Raw genomic sequence first — 15,668 nt, 5'->3', positions numbered from 1 at the left:
CGGTGGCAGGGCCGCGAACTCCGGCTCACATCCTGAAGCCGCGTCCTTGGAAGGGACGGGATCAGCCCAGGGGGCGCAGCTCCCGTTCCACCAGGGCGCGGAAGCCGCCCGCCGGACGGCCGGTGAGGCGTCGGACGGAGTCGGTGACGCGGTCCTCCGCCCCCTCCGCGATGGCCCGGTCCATGCCCGCCAGCATCGCGGCGAACTCCTCGGGCATCCGTGTGGCGAGCCGGTCGCGCATCTCCTCGTAGGACAGCGGCCGGTGGACTACGGGGCGACCTGTGACCTCGGTGATGACCGTGGCGATGTCGTCGTAGGAGAGCGCCTCGGGTCCGGTGAGGACGAGGTCGGTGTCGGGGGCGCGCACGTCGGTCAGGGCGTGGACGGCCACGGCCGCGATGTCCTCGGCGTCGACGAAGCCGACGCGGCCGGTGCCGGCGGCCGTGTGGATGAGGCCCTCGGCGCGGATGCTCGCGGCGTGCGGGTGGTCGCCGGTGAAGTTCTGCATGAACCAGGACGGTCGCAGCACCGCCCACTCCTCGAAGATGCCCGGCAGCGCCCGGTGCACCTGCCCCACGGCCGGCCCGCCCTCCGGGATGGACGAGGCGCTGAGCAGCACCGCGCGTCGCACTCCGGCCGCGCGGGCCCGGCGCAGGAAGGGCAGGACCACGGCTGCGGGGTCGGGGTCCCCGACGGGCGGGACGACGTAGACGCGCTCTACACCGTCGAGGGCGGCGGGATGGCTGCCGGGGTCGTACCAGTCGAAGCGGACCGGTTCGGCTCCGGCCACGGGTGCCGCCTTGCGGCCGGCCGCCCTGACGGCGTGACCGGCGGCCGTCAGCTGTGCGGCGGTTCGGCTGCCGGTGGTGCCGGTGGCGCCTATGACGAGCGTGGTGCCGGTGGCCGGTCCGTCGGCGGGGCCGGCGCCGATCGTGGTCATCGGCTGCTTCCGGAGAAGTCGACGCCGGGTTCGAGGACGGCGAGCGGGTTCCAGTAGTCGCGGTAGGAGGTGAAGCGCCCCGCCTCCACCGTGACGACGGCGATGTACGTCATGTCGAAGGGGCGGTCTGCCTGTACCAGCCGGCCGACGCCGCGCATCTCGACCACGACGGTCCGCGGGTCGACGGTCCGGTGGATCCGCAGGTCCGCCTCGGGGAAGTCATGCAGGTCGATGTGGTCCGGGTAGGGCCGCATGTACTCGGCGATCGCCTCCCTCCCCTCCAGTCGTCCGGGCCGGCCCGGGGGCGCGAAGGGGAACTCCATGACGCCGTCCTCGGCCCACAGGCCGAGCCAGCCGGGGATGTCCTTGTCGAGCAGGAGTCGCAGGCTGTGGCGGTACAGCTCCGCCGGGGAGATCGGTACGGGTGCGGACATGGGTATCCTCCGTCTCATACAATGCGGACCACGGGTCCGCTTCGATCGACGATACGGACTCCGGGTCCGTTTTTCAATCGGATCCGTTCCCCCATCGGCGGATCGGATCCGTTCCCGTCGAAGGAGTGGAGGAGCCGCGTGCCCGAGCCCGAGCGCAGAGCCCGCAAGGATGCCGCCCGCAATCAGCAGGCCGTTCTGGAAGCGGCCGATGCCCTGTTCGCCGGCTCCGAGAGCCCGGAGGACCTCACGATGGCCGACATCGCGGCGGCGGCCGGGGTCGGCAAGGGGACCGTCTTCCGCGCGTTCGGAGACCGCGCGGGCCTGCTGCGCGCGTTGTACGAGGCACGGCTCGAACCGGTCCGCGAGGCCGTGGAGTCGGGGCCGCCACCCCTCGGGCCCGGCACCCCGCCGCAGGAGCGCGTGCCCGCGCTGCTCGACGCCGTCCTGTGCTTCAAGCTCGACAACCGCCGGCTCGCGCTGGCCCTGGAGGAGCACGGGAGCAGCAGTCCGTACCAGGCGGGGCACTACGACGGATGGCACCGCCTGCTCCGGTCCGCGCTGGAGCAGGTCCCCGGGCTGACCGACCCCGGCTTCACCGCGCACGCCCTGCTCGCGGCCACCCGGGCCGACCTCGTCGAGCGCCTGGCCGGCGAGGAGGGCGTACCTCGCGAGCTGCTGCGGACCCAACTGGCCGACTACGCCCGCAAGGTCGTGGCCCCTCCCCCGGGCACCTCCGACCGCGGCTGAGGACTGACGTCGTCCGTCGCCTCCGCCCCGCTCGCCGCCATGCCGACGAAGCGGCGGACCGCCTCGACCGGCATGTCGAGACCCTCGGAGGCGGCATGCTCGTCGCCGAACACCTGGACGGCCTCCGCAACTGCGACGGCCAGTTCGGTCTCCGCCTTGCGGACCTTGACCTCGGCCTTGTCCACCGTGTCCACCACCGCCAGCTGGCGCCGCTGCTTCTCCTGGAGCCGCTGCTTGCGGGAAGGCATCCTGTCAGAGTTCTGCGCAATCACGACCAAGATCATAAGCGGGTCGGCACACGCTCACGAAATCCGTAACTCCCTTTGTTCTAGCGACAGTTCACGCCCGGTCGGCGAACGCAAGCGAAGACGCACTCCCTCACCCGCATCCCAGACCCTCGCATCACCCCAGGTCAACAGACCAGGGATGATCCCAGGGCCGCAGAACGCGCGTAGGAGGTTGCGGTGGCCGCTGGGAGCGGTGATGCTCCCGGTGTCGCAGCGACCCGGGTAGACCGACCAGCCGCCGTCGACGGGAGTTGCGGCACCCGTCCAGGCACCACTCGCCGGGCAGGTGGCCACCGGAGTCGCCTGCGAAACACCGGCGATCACATCGGGGGAGAACCGGCATGGAAACGATCATTGTCCAGCCGCCAGGTCCGTCGGGGCCGGACACCGGGGGCGCGGGCAAGCCCGAGCTGCTACACATGGGGCCGGGTGACATGGCCGAGTTCGGGCGGGGGCTGCCCGGCGTCGGGGACATCGTCGAGCGGCTGCGTCCGCTGGAGAGCTGCCGCGGTCTGACCCGCTCCGCCGTCAACTACCACATCGACTACCTGGCCTTCGCGAAGCTGCGCCTGGACGTCGGCGACGATCCTGGAGCGGACGGCAACGGCCGTACCGGCGCCAAGCGCGCCCGACTGGCCTCCCTCGCCCTGCGCTTCGGCCTGGTGCGGGAGGAACATCTCGCGCTGCTGCCGTCCCGCGGGCGGACCCTCCCGCAGGAGGTCGGCGCGTGAGCTCGTCAGAGTCCGGGGAGGACGTCGAGGAGACCCCTCTCGGAACGCCCCGCCTGCCGGCCGGATTCCGGATCGACGGCTGGGAACTGGGCGCGGTCATCGGCTTGGGCGGCTGGGGCACCGTGTACGAGGCCCGCGCGGTCGCCGACGGCACCACGGCCGCGGTGAAGGTGCTGCGACCGGCGCCCTGGCCCCCGGTCAGCGTGCCGCGCTCGGTGAACTGGTCGCGCGCGAGGTGCGGTTCAGTGCCGAAGCGGACCATCCGCATCTCGTACGGACCCGGGCCGTGTGCACCGTCGAGGCACCGGACCTGCCCGCGCTGGACGCGGCGATCGCGCTGGTCATGGACCGTGCCGAGGCCAGTCTGCGCCAGGTGCTGGAGGAGGCCGCCGACAGCGGCTCTCCGGCGCCGGACGCGGTACGGATCCTGCGCGGCGTCGCCGCCGGGCTGGCCCATGTGCACGGCGCCGGCCGGGTGCACGGCGACCTCAAGCCGGCCAATGTCCTGCTGGGCGCGAACGACGAGGTCTGGCTCGGCGACTTCGGCCTGGCCACCGAACTCGACGGCACCCACGCCCACCTGCCCCCGCTGGGCACGCTCGACCACCTGCCGCCCGAGTGGTGGTCCCAGCGCACCGGCGCCGAGGGCACGGTGGTGCGGCCGACCGCCGACATCTGGGCGTTCGGAGTCCTCGCCCACCAGGTACTCACCAGCGGCATCCACCCGTTCCCCGGCGCCACCGCACGCGCCCGCTCGCTCGCCGCCCAGGCCTACGCCCGCGGCACCGCACCGCTGCGGCTCGACGCCGGACTCGACGACGACCGGCGCCGGCTCATCGGGGACTGTCTGGCGCCGGACCACACGAGCCGGCTCCCCCACACCGCCGCGAGCCTCATGACCCGGATCGAGCGGCTCGCCGGCCCGCCCGGCCGACGCCGGCGCCTGCCGATCGCCGCGTTGTCGCTGGTCGGTGTCGCGGCCGCCGCCACGGTCGAGTTCGCCCTGCTCGGGGACGGCGACGGCGACGAGGACCTGGAGCGGGGCGCTCGCCCCACCGTCACCGGCACGCCCATCGTGACCCCCGGGGAGATCCCGGAGGACTCCGACGTGCCCGAGGCGCTGCGCCCCGTCCTCGTCAACGCCGCCCGGCGCTGCACCGACGCGGAGGTCACGCCCGCGCTGCTCGCCGCGATGGTGAAGGCGGAGAGCGGGTTCGATGTGAACGCGGCGCGGCCGGAGGCCGAGGAGTACGGCATCGCCATGTGGACGCCGTCGGTGTTCCGGGCCTGGGCGGTGGACGGGGACGGCGACGGCGACGGCGCCGGCGCCGGCGCCGGCGACAAGGACTACCGGTCGCCGGCGGACGCGATCTCCACGATGAGCCTGTACGTGTGCCGGCTTGACCAGCAGTTCAAGAAGGCCCATCTGCCGGCCGAGGACCTCCAGGCGTTGATCGCGGCCGGCTACCGCACGAGCGATCGCACCGTCATCGAGGAGCGCGGAGTCCCCGAACGCGTGAAGCCGCACGTCGACAAGGTGCTCCGCTTCCTCGCCGCCTACGAGCGGTGAGGAAGCGGCCGCGCGCCGGTCACCGTCGCGCGGTGGTCAGCAGTCCTTGACGTCCGGCAGCCGGTTGTCGGGCGAGCTGATGTAGATGTTCGAGATCCAGCCGCCGTACTGGGGCAGATAGGCCCACCAGTCGTTGGAGTACGGGGGCACTTCGACCTTCTGTCCCCTCTTCTGGCATCCCGCCAACACCTCGACACCGGCAGGGAGTCGGGTCACCGGCGCCTGCTGCGTGGACGGATCCCGGCGGACGTTCACATGGTCGCTCCAGGTGCCGTACCACCACCCCGCCGGCCGTGCGCCCCCGGCAGGTTCAGGGAGCGGGTCAGCCGTCCGATGTCCGTGTACGCCTTCCCGTACGACGTGCCGGCCGGGTGCAGCGTGAACACGGCGACTATGAACCGGTCATCGGCGCCCACGGTCCCGGTGCTGTGCAGTACGGGCAGGGACAGGTTCACGTCCTCCGGAGCCAGGGCCGGAGGCGGAGCCGGAGCCGGAGCCGCGGAACGTGACGCGCTCGCCGCGCCTCCCGTCCCGGACGTGCCCTTCTCGTACGAACCCGACCAGCCCTGCTTCACCGCCCACGGCTTCTCGAACGCCCCGGCGATGCCGAAGTGCTGGTCGAAGTCGTCCGCGGCGCACCGCGTGGACTGGCGGAGGTTGCCCAGGACGAAGTCGCGCACCGGGGCGGGCGCCGTGTCCAGGAGGTAGCGGTAGATCTTCACGGTGTCGCGTGCGGAGAGCGAGACGTAGCCCCAGTAGCCCTCGAAACCGGCGGGCGGCGGGTCCGTGTCGGTCAGGCCGAGGTGGCCGGCCATGCGCGTGATGATCGCCGCTTTTCCGTTCTCCACCCAGTAGTGGCCGGCCGCGTCGTCGTCGCTGCTGCGCAGCATCGGCTCCAGCAGGGCCCGGTCGGCGGCGGGCACCGTGTAGTCGGGACCCCGGTCCCACAGGAAGTCCAGCGCCAGCAGCAGCTTGACGACGGAGGCGGACCGGAAGCGGGTGCTCGTGTTGAGCTGCTCGGTGAAGGTTCCGGTCTGCCGGTCGAACACCGCGGCCGACGCGGTGACACCCTCGGGCACCTGGACGGACGCGGCGGCGTTCAGGGGTCGGGCGCCGGGGGCAGCGGCGGCTGCGGACCCTGCCGCACCGCTGACGAGCAGCAGCGCGGCGGCGACAGCGAGAGGACGGCGCATGGGGTGCCTTTCGCGGTGGACGGTTTCAGAGCCGGGGAGGACGGCTGGGCAGGTGGAGACACCCGAACCCTGGGGAGTGAGGGGGGACCGGCGGTCCCTGACACATGTCAGGGTGACGGCGGTGCCGCGCGTCCCGGCACGCCGGCCGAGCACCTCGCGCACCTCGCGCTCCTCGCCGGCGAGGAGCGGGCGCTGCTGCTGCGCGCACCCGGCACGCCGTGGTCCGACGCGGACGTGCCGCTCCTCGACGAGGCGGCGAGCCTGATCGACGGTCCGCCGGCGCGGACGTACGGGCATGTCGTCGTGGACGAGGCGCAGGAGCTCACCGACCTGCGGTGGCGGATGATCGTCCGCCGGTGCCCGGCCAGGTCGATGACGCCGGTAGGTGATTTCGCCCAGGCAGGCCCGGCCTCGACCGCCCGCACCTGGTCCGAGGCGCTGGGCCCGGCCCTCGGTCCGCGGTTCGATCTGCACACCCTGCCCGCCGGCCACCGCACCCCGCAGGAGATCCCGGAGACGACCGTCGGCCTCCTCGCGCGAATCGCCCCCGGCAGGACACCCAGCCGCTCGATCCGCCACGGCGACGCTCCTCGCGCGCGCTCCGCCCACCCGGGCACCGTCGCCGCCACCCTGGCAGAGGACCTGCGGACCCAGTCGGCGGCGCACCCCGGTGAGCCGCTCGGGGTGGTCCGTGCGCGTTGACGCCCGGACCGAGGAGCCGCGGCCCGCCGGGGTCACACGATGGGCGCAACTGATACCGGCGTCCCAGGCACGCGGCCCGGAGTTCGACGGCGTGGTGGTCGTCGGCCCGGAGGAGATCGCCGCGGCCCGTGCCGGCGGGGAACGCGACCTCCACGTGAGCCTCACCAGAGCACGAAGGGCCTGTGCACGATCGCCGTCGGTCCGCAGTGACGGGCTCGCGCTCCGCATGCGCCCGCTCGGTGTCGGCCGCACCCTTGTGCCATGGCCGGCGCGCAACCGATTGTCGTCTACCCACTCGCCGAGGACGGCGGGCGACGGGTCCGTGTCGACGACCGGTTCGTGGGCATGGCGTACGGCCTGCTGGACGTCGTCGAGTTCCTGCGCCTGGCCGGCCTGGACGAGGTGGACGACGACTGGGTCCGCCGGTCCGAGCTGATCGAGTGGCGCGGCAGCGGACCGGACGGCTGGGGCCGGTAGCGAGGGCGCCCGGCCTTCCCGGTCCGGTCAGCCCGCCGATTCGTGCAGGATGATCCGGGCCCTGCGTTCGACGAGCACCGGAACGAACTCGCGCACCGGGCGGCCCGCGAAGGTCGCGTGGACCTTCGCCACGGCCTCCTCGACCTCGGCCGGGCTGTGCGTGGCGCCGAAGGCGCTCTTCAGTCGTTCCACCACCGCGCGGATGGCGTCTTCTTCGCGTGTTGTCTCAGCCACGGTGCACCCTGCCCAAAGCCCGTACGACCTGCCCTGAGGCCCATATCTCAGTCTGCGCCGAAACCTTGGCGCGCGACCACCGCGCTGCGTCGGTCATTGCAGCGGGCCGGTGCCCCCTGTTCGGGGAGCGGCAGGTTCTGGTGGGCGCGCAGCGCGAGGCTCACCAAGGTCATCAGCAGGTCGAAGTCCGCCACGACCTCCATGCGCAACGTCACCCAGTGCGAGCCGGGGATCAGCCGGACCGCGGTCGCGGCTTCGAGATGTTCCTCGAACCGTCGGATGACCCGCGCCGTGAGGCAGAGGTCGAGGTCCTGGTCGGAGTGGAAGTGCGCGATCTCACCATGGGCCGCGGCCAGTGCCCGGCCGGTTCCGCAGCTCGGTTCCACCTCGGTGAGGTCGGGCCAGGTCGCCAATTGCGCGAAGGCTCGCGCGGCCAACGTCATGCGCTCATCATTCACCCCTCACCGCGCGGCCACCAGAAGGTGAGGATCCCTTAACCGTTCCGTTCGCGTGATTGTCCTGATCCGCTTTCGACGCTCGACCGCCACGGTGAACCGTGCGTGGAGGGCATCCCCCGTTCGGCGTCGTCCCGTTCGGCGTCGTCCCGTTCGGCGTCCTCCCGTTCGGCGTCCTCCCGTTCGGCGGCCCAGGCGCATGGCTGTCGGGGCGGAGCAGGGCGAGCAGGCTGTCCGTGCCGGTGAAGGCGAGGTCGGGAGCGCGGACACCGGTGAGGGCGTGCGCGGCCGGATCCGCCGGGGAGTAGCGGACGGCGAGCCCGGTGAGTCGTTCGGCGAGGGCCCGGTTGCACGCCGGCTGGGTGGCGAGCATGCCGCCGAACAGGGCGCGCAGGTCGAGGCCCTCGGGTGTGAAGGTCGTCATCAGAGCGGTCTGCGCACGGCTGTGCGCGGCCAACTGGGCGACGACCGGGTGCCGTTCGGCGTGATAGGTGTCCAACAGGGCCTCCTCAGCGCGCCCGTTGAGCGTCGCGGCCAGCTTCCGGCCGAGGTTGTGCGCGTCCTGGATGCCTACGTTCATGCCGACTCCCCACCGCGACGGCGCCGCGCTCGTCGTCGGCACCTACGCCGCCGAACCGCACGTCGGCCGGTACGTCGGCGTGCACCTGCGGACCTACCAGGGGCCCGACGGACAGAGCCTGTTCAAGGCGGTGGACCATCTGTTGCCCGCCGCGACGGGCGCCGCCGCCTGGCCGCATCCGGAGCTGGAGTTCCACCGGTTCGCGGCGACGGACGTCGTCCACGCCGCCGCCGACGCCGGGGACAAGCAGGCCAGGCGTGCCGTACCGCTGCTGGAGGAGCCGCCGGGCGGTGACCTGTGGGCCCTGCGCCCGGCGGCGGAACAGCTGGACTCGATCGCGGGCTGACCTGCGCCGGCCGGTCAGCCCGCGCGGGCCGTCAGACGGTGGACAGGTCGATCGCCCGGTCGACGTCCTGCGGCCGGAGCACACGCAGGATGCCCTCCAGCAGGTAGTAGTCGGCGTACGGCAGGGAGATCTCGACGCCGTCCTCGCTCGGCCGGTTGCGCGTACACCGGGCGACGACGGCGTCCGCACGGGCCGAGTTCCGCGTCAGACAGGTCTCCGCCAGCGCGGTCAGCAGCCGCAGCGCCACGTCACGGTAGGACTGCCGGCCGGTGGCCGCGGCGAGGTCGAGCAGACCGCACGCCATGATCGCGCCGGCGGAGGCGTCCTTGATGTCGTACGGCTGCTGCGGGGCGCGGTAGTCCCACACGGGCACGTGGTCCGGGGTGAGTACCCCCACGGCGTAGTCCGCGAGCTTGCGGGCCGTGGCGAGGAACCCGGTGTTCCCGGTGCGCCGGTACATGGTGGTGAAGCCGTACAGCCCCCACGCCTGTCCGCGCGACCAGCACGACGTGGGGCTGTAGCCCTGCACGGTGTTCGGGCCGATGGCGGCACCGCCGGCCGGGTCGAAGTCGTAGACGTGCGGGGTCGATCCGTCCGCGCGCGGGAAGACCCGCTGGGCGGTCTTCGCGTGCGCCACGGCGATGTCCAGGTACTTGGCGTCCCCGGTCTGACTGCTCGCGAAGGCCAGCAGGTCGAGGTTCATCATCGTGTCGATGATGACCCGGCCCGCGTTTGCGGTGTCGTTCAGAGCGCCCCAGGCTCTGATGAAGCGTCCTCGCGGGTTGTACCGCTGGATCAGCGAGTCGGCCGCCCGGAGGGCACCGGTCCGCCACTTGTCGTCGCCCGTCAGCCGCCAGGCGGTGACCCAGGACGGGTAGAAGAGGAATCCGAGGTCATGCGTGCCGGTGTCGTTCTGGCGGGGGGCCAGCTTCCCGGCCGAGGCGAGCGCCCAGGTACGGAAGGCGTCGTCGCCGCTGTGCAGCCAGGCCATCCACAGCGTGCCGGGCCAGAATCCGCCGACCCAGTCGCCGTTCTGCGAGTAGGTCCACTTCTCGAACCTGGTGCCGACGGGGAAGGCGGTCACGGTCGGTGCGACCGCGTGGAGCTTGTCGACGGCGTAGTCGGCCGCGGCCTGGAACTTGCGCAGGGTCGGTACCGGCACACGGTCGGCGGTCACGTCCGCGGCCACGGCCGGCGTCGAGGACGCCCCGATCGCCGCGGCACCGGCCGCCGTGGCCAGCACAGTTCGCCGGGAAACAGTCATGGCGGTACCTCCAACTGGTGGGCGGGAGAACGGAGTTGACCGAGCCTTGCACGACCGGTACTTGCATGTACACCCACGTGAGTGATGTTCATCCACATGAACAACCTTCCGTCGCCGTCGCCCCGGCGGTGCTCAGCGGTGACAGGTGCTGATGCCCGGACGCCGGCGGCAGGCGATCGAGGCGAAACCCCCGTTCGCGACTGCGTCCACAGCGTGCGTGTCGCCGCCGCGCAGGTCCTGCCGGTGCAGCACGAACCCGTCCGCGCCGTCCTCGATCGTCTCGACCGGCCGGCGCCCCGCTCCGATGCTCAGCGGCACCTCGGCCGTGCGGGCGGCCCCGGCGTACACGCCACCGATGAACCAGCGGTCCCCGCCGCGCCGCGCGAGCACGGCCTCCTCGCCCGGCCGGCCGACGAGCAGCCGGGTGTCGTCCCAGGCCGCCGGTACCTGGTCGACGTAGGCGCGTGCCAGCGGCCGTCGGTCATCGGTCGTCATCGGTCGTCGGTCATCGGTCATCGGTCATCGGTCATCGGTCATCGGTCGTCGGTCATCGGTCGTACGGCTCTGGGGTGGCGGCGAACATCTGGAGCCCGGACTCGTAGGCGACGGTGAGCCCGACCTCGGCCGCGCCGGAGCTGGGGCGCAGCCCGCCGCGCTGGAAGGCGCCGGGGGGGCGAAGTCCATGGAGCCGATCACGTCGCGTAGATGGAGGCGGCGCCGGTGCAGCTGTGACCGCGGTGGGCGCCGGTGGGCGTGGACGGCTACTGGGTCAGGGGCCGCCCCCCTGTCGGACCCGGGCTTCCTGCCCTGCCGCATAGGGTGGCGGCGTGGACCTCAACGCCGTACGCACCTTCGTCGCCGTCGCGGACGCCGGTCAGTTCCAGAAGGCAGCCGTCGATCTGTCCCTGACCCAGCAGGCCGTGTCCAAGCGCGTCGCGGCCCTGGAGCGGGAGCTCGGGGTGCGGTTGCTGACCCGAACGCCGCGCGGCGCCGAGCTCACCATCGACGGGCAGGCGTTCCTGGCCCATGCCCGGTCCCTGCTCCAGGCCGAGGAGCGGGCGAGGGCCTCGGTGCGGCCCGGCAGCCGTGCCTTGCGCGTCGACGTGATCGGCCGCCGGGCGTCGCTGGCCGGTCTGCTGCGCGACTTCCATCGCGCCCGTCCCGAGATCGCCCTCGACGTCGTGACCCTGCCCGGCGCCGAGGAGGCCGTCGCCGCCCTGCGGGACGGCACGATCGACGCGACCTTCCGGGCCGTCGCCATGCCGGGGCAGAAGATCCCCGACGGCATCGAGATCAGCCCGGTCCACGACGAGCCGCTGCACCTGTTCACCGGCCCGGCCCACCCGTTCGCCGGTGCCGCCGCCGTCACCCCCGCCCAACTGGCCGGACACCCGATCTGGATGCCGGGCAACGTCCCGGGCACGGAGTGGACCGCGTACTACGAGGCGATGGCCGCCGCATTCGGGCTGACCATCGAGGCGACCGGCCCCAACTTCGGCGTCGAGGCACTCATCGACACCATCGCGGCCTCCTCGACGCTGGCGACCTTTCTCGGCGCCCGGACGCCCCTGGTCCGGCCCGCCGGCTACGAGATGCGCCTGATCCCGCTGCGCGACCCGACCCCGGTCTACCCGCACTCCCTGCTCTGGCACGCCGACAACCCGCACCCGGCGCTCACCGCGCTGCGCGAGCACCTCACCCCGGTGCACCACGATCTCCCGGCCGGGGAGACCTGGGCACCGGAGTGGGCCCGACGCGCCGCCTGAGCGGACCCGGCCGCCGATTCCCGTCGAGCGCGGCCGTCACCTGGGCCTGATGTCGTCCGTTCGCTCGCCCTCGGCCTGGGACGGCTCGGTCCTGGGGACGTCCGGGTGCTGTTCCATGGCCGTGCGCTCGGCCGGCTCCTCGCGTTCGCCCTCGGCCTGCGAGGGAGTGTGCGAGTACAGCCAGCGGTCGTAGTCCGAGGCTCCGGTCTTCATGGCCGACCTCCCTTGGTCGTTCACCTCCCATGCTGCTCCCGCGACGGCGCGGCGACCAGCCGTCCCCGTGTCCGGTGGGCCCGGGGGCCCCGGCTCATCCGGTGAGGCCGACCCGGTCACAGGCGGGGCGCAGGGTCGGGGGGCAGATCTGCCGCACGGTGAACACGCCGTCGTGCAGGACGGTGCGTTCGAGGTCGGCGGCCGTCACCGGGACCGGCGTGAGCAGGACGGACGGGATGTCCTGGTGGGTGGGGCTGTCGATCTGTGTCGTCGCGCCGTCGCGGACGTCCTCGCCCCGCCCCAGCGCGATGGCCATGGCGGCGGCCGCGGCGGCCTCCTTCTCGAACGGCTTGTACACCGTCATGTACTGGTCGCCCTCGAGGATGCGCCACACGGCCTCCAGGTCGGCGTCCTGGCCGGTGATCGGGGGAAGATCCTCGACGCCGGCCTTCTTGAAGGCGGAGATGACGCCGGCGGCGATGGCGTCGTTGGCCGCCAGGACGCCGTTGATGCGGTCCGCCCCGAGCGAGGAGATCGCGGCGGACATGTTGGCGTGGGCGCTCGCCGGGCTCCAGCCCTGGGTCTCGTAGGACTTGGCGATGTTGACCTTGCCCGACATCGCGGACATCGCGCCGTCGCGGAACCATGCCGCGTTCGCGCTGCTCGGGTCGCCGTTCATCATCACCACGGTCCTGCCCTTGCCGCGCTGCGCCATGGCCTTCATGAGCGCCTCGCCCTGCATCCGGCCGACCTTCGCGCCGTCGAAACTGACGAAGCCGGATATCGGGCCTTCGGCGAGCCGGTCGTAGGCGATGACCGGGACGCCCGCGCGGTCGGCCTCCTGGATCGAGGAGCGCAGCGCCTTGCTGTCGGCGGGATCGAGGATCAGGACCTTCACCCCCTTGGTGATCATGGAGACCATCTGCTGCCGCTGTCTCGCCACGTCGTTCTCGGCGTTGGCGTACACCATCGTGCAGGCGTCGCACAGCTCCTTGAGCCGCTGCTCGATCAGCGGTTTGTCGGACTTCTCCCAGCGGGGGGTCAGCCGGTTCGGCAGCAGCAGGCCCACCGTGAAGCTGTCCGAGTCCGCCTCGCCGTCCCCGCCGCAGCCCGCCAGGGCAACCGCCAGCAGTCCGGCGACGAGTGCCGCGACGGCGTGCAGGGCATGAGTCCGCATCGCAGCTCCCCTCCGTTCACAACCTCGCGTTCGCGGTGGCGGGATCGCTCGCCGGCACCGTGATCTCGCTCCACACCTGCTTCCCGCCGGCCACCGGGACCGTGCCGGTGGCGTCCGACACGGCTTCGACCAGCAGCAGGCCCCGGCCGCCGGTCGACTCCCAGTCCACGATCACGGGCTTGGCGGGCGCGCGCGGCGAGGAGTCGCTCACGCTGACCCGGACCCGGTTGCCGCGCAGCACCAGGTCGAGGCGTACCGATCCGTGCGTGTGCACCAGGGCGTTGGTGACCAGTTCGGACACGACGAGCAGCACCGCGTCGGCGGCCGCCTGAACGTTCCAGCGGCGCAGGGTGCGCGCGGTGAAGCGGCGGGCGTGCATGACGGCGTCGGGCAGCCGCCACACCACCCAGCCGGCCCGGATCGGCTTGGTCCTCATGCCGTCGTAGCGCAGCAGCAACAGCGCCACGTCGTCCTCGCGCCGGCCGATGTCGCCGAGCAGGGCGTCCGCCATCCGTGCGGGGTCCACGGGATCGGCGGCGGCGAGCGCGGCGCGGGTCCGAGCCATGCCTGCGTCCAGCGGCAGGTCGGCGGCCTCGACCAGGCCGTCGGTGACCAGGGCGAGCACCGTGCCCGGGGTCAGCGCGACGGCGGTCAGCGGGAATTCCGCGTCGGCGAGGATGCCGAGCGGGGGCCCGCCCTCCACCTGCACCTCCTCGGTGCCACCGTCGGGATGGCGCAGCAGCGGTGAGAGGTGTCCGGCGCGGACCAGGAGGGTGGTGCCCTCCTCCATGTCCAGTTCGACGTAGCAGCAGGTGGCGAAGAGGTCGGTCTCCATACCGACGAGGAGGCGGTTGGCGTGCGAGACGACCACGTCGGGCGGGTGGCCCTCCACCGCGTACGCCCTGACCGCGGTGCGCATCTGGCCCATGATCGTCGCGGCTCCGGCGCTGTGCCCCTGTACGTCCCCGATGACGAGGGCGACCCGGTCCTCGGACAGCGCGATGACGTCGTACCAGTCGCCGCCCACCTGGAGTCCGCGGCGGGCGGGCAGATAGCGGGCGACGGCCGTGCCGCCGGGGAGTTCGGGCAGCCGCCGGGGCAGCAGGCTGCGCTGGAGCATCGTCGCGAGTTCCTGCTCGGCGTCATGGGCGTGCGCGCGTTTGAGAGCCTGTCCGACCAGCGCCGCGGTGGCGGTCAGCAGGGACCGCTCCTCAGGAATGAACTCGTGCGGCCGGTCCCACCCGACCACGCACACCCCGGCGACACTGCCCTTGGCCGGCAGCGGCAGGACGGCGAGGCCACCGGGGCCGATGCCCGCGAGGCCCGGTTCGAGGGCGGTGCCCGCCGGCCACAGGTCCATCCGGCCGTCCCGCAGGGCCAGTTGCAGAGTGGGCAGGGCGCTGACCGGTGCGTCGGGCCATTCCGAGCGCCACTGGGCGCGCCACAACTCCGGCCAGGCGCCGGGCTCGGGCGGGTCGAGCAGGGTGACCATCAGGCGTTCGTCGCGTACGTCGGCAAGCGCCACCCGGTCGGCGCCCAGGGGTTCACGCAGCGCGGTGAGTGCGACCCGGCCGACGTCCCCGACCGTCACCGCGTCGTCGAGGGCGGCGGTCAGCCACTGGATCCGGGACACGTCGTCGGCGCTGCGGCTCTTGACCTGGGTCGCCGTGACCACACCGAGCAGTTGCCCGGGCTCGTCGGCGGTGCTCGCGACCACCCGGCAGCTCAGGCTCAGCCAGCGCACCTCGCCGGTGGGGCGGCGGACGCGGAACTCCAGCTCCCGTCGCCGCAGCGCGTGCAGGGACTCCAGGACGGACATCAACGCCGGGATGTCCTCCGGAAGCGCGTGCGCGAGCAGGGTGTCGGCCTTGCCGTCGAAGTCGTCCGGCGTGATGCCGACCAGTTCCAGGAGCGCCTCGTCGGCCTCGATCAGTCCGGTGTCGGGCACCAGGACGAAAGAGCCGACGCGCAGCCCGCGCAGCGCGTGGCTCAGCGGGGACGCGCCCGGGGGCCGGCCCTCCTCGGTGCGCAGCACGCAGGCGACAGCGTCGGCGTACCGCTCCAGGAAGCGCTGCTGCCCGGCGTCGAATCCGTCCGCCGAGGCTCCCACCACGACGAGGCAGCCCAGCCGTGTGCCGTCGGACCCCAGGGGCAGCGCGCCGAGCGAGGCGGTCCTGGCCCGCGGCGGCGTGGGGGCGCCCTCGGGGTAGGAGGCGAGCGCGGCGGCGTTGAGCCAGAGGGGCCGGTCGGTGCGGAACGCGTGTGCGGCGGCCGAGCCGCCCGAAAGGGACAGCCGCTGCGGCAGCCGGTACTCGGCGGTGACGCCGCCGGCCGATTCCAGCAGCTGGAGCTCGTCGCCGCCCGTGACGGTCGTGTAGAGCCCCGTCAGCGCGGCTCCGGCGAAGATCAGAGCGCGGTCACTCGTGGCGGCCTGCGGCGCCGTGGCCGGTGAACCGGTGTCTGCGGCGCCGGACTCGGATGCCTCCGGCACCGGAAGTCCGGTCCGGGCACGGCCGTCATGGGGCATGTCCGCAACCTTCCTCCCGTCCCTG

General features: G+C 72.8%; 15 protein-coding genes and 4 pseudogenes. 7 read left to right on the top strand and 12 right to left on the bottom strand.

Annotated elements, in window-relative coordinates; genetic code table 11:
* Positions 1–61: 61 nt before the first annotated feature.
* Both AC3ETA_RS15835 and AC3ETA_RS15830 read right to left on the bottom strand, forming a co-directional pair.
* On the bottom strand, positions 62–940 hold the full coding sequence (locus AC3ETA_RS15835) for an NAD(P)H-binding protein (RefSeq protein ID WP_432193519.1): 879 nt from the start codon (positions 938–940) through the stop codon (positions 62–64).
* On the bottom strand, positions 937–1,374 hold the full coding sequence (locus AC3ETA_RS15830) for a nuclear transport factor 2 family protein (RefSeq protein ID WP_432193518.1): 438 nt from the start codon (positions 1,372–1,374) through the stop codon (positions 937–939). Before AC3ETA_RS15830 ends, AC3ETA_RS15835 begins: the two co-directional genes overlap by 4 nt.
* A gap of 138 nt (positions 1,375–1,512) precedes the next feature.
* On the opposite strand from AC3ETA_RS15830, the gene AC3ETA_RS15825 reads away from it, so the two are divergent.
* Positions 1,513–2,121 carry a TetR/AcrR family transcriptional regulator gene (locus tag AC3ETA_RS15825; RefSeq protein WP_432193517.1) on the top strand — a complete coding sequence of 203 codons (609 nt, stop codon included), beginning with the start codon at positions 1,513–1,515 and terminating at the stop codon, positions 2,119–2,121.
* Here AC3ETA_RS15825 and AC3ETA_RS15820 read toward each other — a convergent pair.
* The gene (locus AC3ETA_RS15820; RefSeq protein ID WP_432193516.1) at positions 2,070–2,369 is read right to left on the bottom strand and encodes a hypothetical protein; all 300 of its coding nucleotides are present in this window, start codon (positions 2,367–2,369) and stop codon (positions 2,070–2,072) included. The genes AC3ETA_RS15825 and AC3ETA_RS15820 overlap by 52 nt on opposite strands.
* Positions 2,370–2,863: 494 nt before the next feature.
* Here AC3ETA_RS15820 and AC3ETA_RS15815 point away from each other — a divergent pair.
* Both AC3ETA_RS15815 and AC3ETA_RS15810 read left to right on the top strand, forming a co-directional pair.
* A pseudogene (locus tag AC3ETA_RS15815) lies at positions 2,864–3,139 on the top strand (serine/threonine protein kinase); the annotation flags it as partial.
* Positions 3,140–3,374: 235 nt separating this feature from the next.
* Positions 3,375–4,709 (top strand): protein kinase domain-containing protein, encoded by a 1,335-nt coding sequence (locus AC3ETA_RS15810; RefSeq protein ID WP_432193515.1) that lies wholly within the window; start codon positions 3,375–3,377, stop codon positions 4,707–4,709.
* A 36-nt stretch (positions 4,710–4,745) separates the two neighbouring features.
* Here AC3ETA_RS15810 and AC3ETA_RS15805 read toward each other — a convergent pair.
* Positions 4,746–5,902, bottom strand: a pseudogene (locus AC3ETA_RS15805) (serine hydrolase).
* A 15-nt stretch (positions 5,903–5,917) separates the two neighbouring features.
* Here AC3ETA_RS15805 and AC3ETA_RS15800 point away from each other — a divergent pair.
* Positions 5,918–6,604: a helicase domain-containing protein gene (locus AC3ETA_RS15800; protein ID WP_432193514.1), complete on the top strand. Its 687-nt coding sequence runs from the start codon at positions 5,918–5,920 to the stop codon at positions 6,602–6,604.
* A gap of 261 nt (positions 6,605–6,865) precedes the next feature.
* A complete protein-coding gene (locus tag AC3ETA_RS15795; protein ID WP_432193513.1) occupies positions 6,866–7,081 on the top strand; it encodes a hypothetical protein in 216 nt (71 codons plus the stop codon).
* Between the two features lie 27 nt (positions 7,082–7,108).
* Here AC3ETA_RS15795 and AC3ETA_RS15790 read toward each other — a convergent pair whose 3' ends face one another.
* The 3 genes from AC3ETA_RS15790 to AC3ETA_RS15780 are packed head-to-tail and all read right to left on the bottom strand — an operon-like array spanning position 7,109 to position 8,350.
* Entirely contained in the window at positions 7,109–7,315 is a 207-nt protein-coding gene (locus tag AC3ETA_RS15790) for a three-helix bundle dimerization domain-containing protein (protein ID WP_432193512.1), read from the bottom strand.
* 47 nt (positions 7,316–7,362) lie between these two features.
* Positions 7,363–7,758 (bottom strand): luciferase domain-containing protein, encoded by a 396-nt coding sequence (locus AC3ETA_RS15785; protein WP_432193511.1) that lies wholly within the window; start codon positions 7,756–7,758, stop codon positions 7,363–7,365.
* A 7-nt stretch (positions 7,759–7,765) separates the two neighbouring features.
* Complete coding sequence (locus AC3ETA_RS15780) at positions 7,766–8,350, bottom strand: FAD-dependent monooxygenase (RefSeq protein ID WP_432193510.1); 585 nt, start codon at positions 8,348–8,350, stop codon at positions 7,766–7,768.
* A 61-nt stretch (positions 8,351–8,411) separates the two neighbouring features.
* Here AC3ETA_RS15780 and AC3ETA_RS15775 point away from each other — a divergent pair.
* A pseudogene (locus AC3ETA_RS15775) lies at positions 8,412–8,696 on the top strand (alginate lyase family protein); the annotation flags it as partial.
* A 31-nt stretch (positions 8,697–8,727) separates the two neighbouring features.
* Here AC3ETA_RS15775 and AC3ETA_RS15770 read toward each other — a convergent pair.
* Positions 8,728–9,960: a glycoside hydrolase family 88 protein gene (locus tag AC3ETA_RS15770; protein WP_432193509.1), complete on the bottom strand. Its 1,233-nt coding sequence runs from the start codon at positions 9,958–9,960 to the stop codon at positions 8,728–8,730.
* Between the two features lie 132 nt (positions 9,961–10,092).
* A pseudogene (locus AC3ETA_RS15765) lies at positions 10,093–10,662 on the bottom strand (glycoside hydrolase family 97 C-terminal domain-containing protein); the annotation flags it as partial.
* 125 nt (positions 10,663–10,787) lie between these two features.
* Here AC3ETA_RS15765 and AC3ETA_RS15760 point away from each other — a divergent pair.
* Positions 10,788–11,726, top strand: a complete 939-nt coding sequence (locus tag AC3ETA_RS15760) for a LysR family transcriptional regulator (RefSeq protein ID WP_432193508.1) — start codon at positions 10,788–10,790, stop codon at positions 11,724–11,726.
* A gap of 36 nt (positions 11,727–11,762) precedes the next feature.
* Here the strand turns inward: AC3ETA_RS15760 and AC3ETA_RS15755 are convergent, their stop codons facing one another.
* The 3 genes from AC3ETA_RS15755 to AC3ETA_RS15745 form a co-directional block, all read right to left on the bottom strand.
* Complete coding sequence (locus tag AC3ETA_RS15755) at positions 11,763–11,939, bottom strand: hypothetical protein (protein ID WP_432193507.1); 177 nt, start codon at positions 11,937–11,939, stop codon at positions 11,763–11,765.
* A gap of 94 nt (positions 11,940–12,033) precedes the next feature.
* Positions 12,034–13,116 carry a sugar ABC transporter substrate-binding protein gene (locus tag AC3ETA_RS15750; RefSeq protein ID WP_432193506.1) on the bottom strand — a complete coding sequence of 361 codons (1,083 nt, stop codon included), beginning with the start codon at positions 13,114–13,116 and terminating at the stop codon, positions 12,034–12,036.
* Positions 13,117–13,132: 16 nt separating this feature from the next.
* Positions 13,133–15,643, bottom strand: a complete 2,511-nt coding sequence (locus AC3ETA_RS15745; protein WP_432193505.1) for a SpoIIE family protein phosphatase — start codon at positions 15,641–15,643, stop codon at positions 13,133–13,135.
* Positions 15,644–15,668: the final 25 nt, after the last annotated feature.

This window comes from Streptomyces sp. bgisy027, assembly GCF_057710365.1.
The sequence above is the reverse complement of the archived record's forward strand: the minus strand, read 5'-3'. Positions and strand labels throughout refer to the sequence as shown.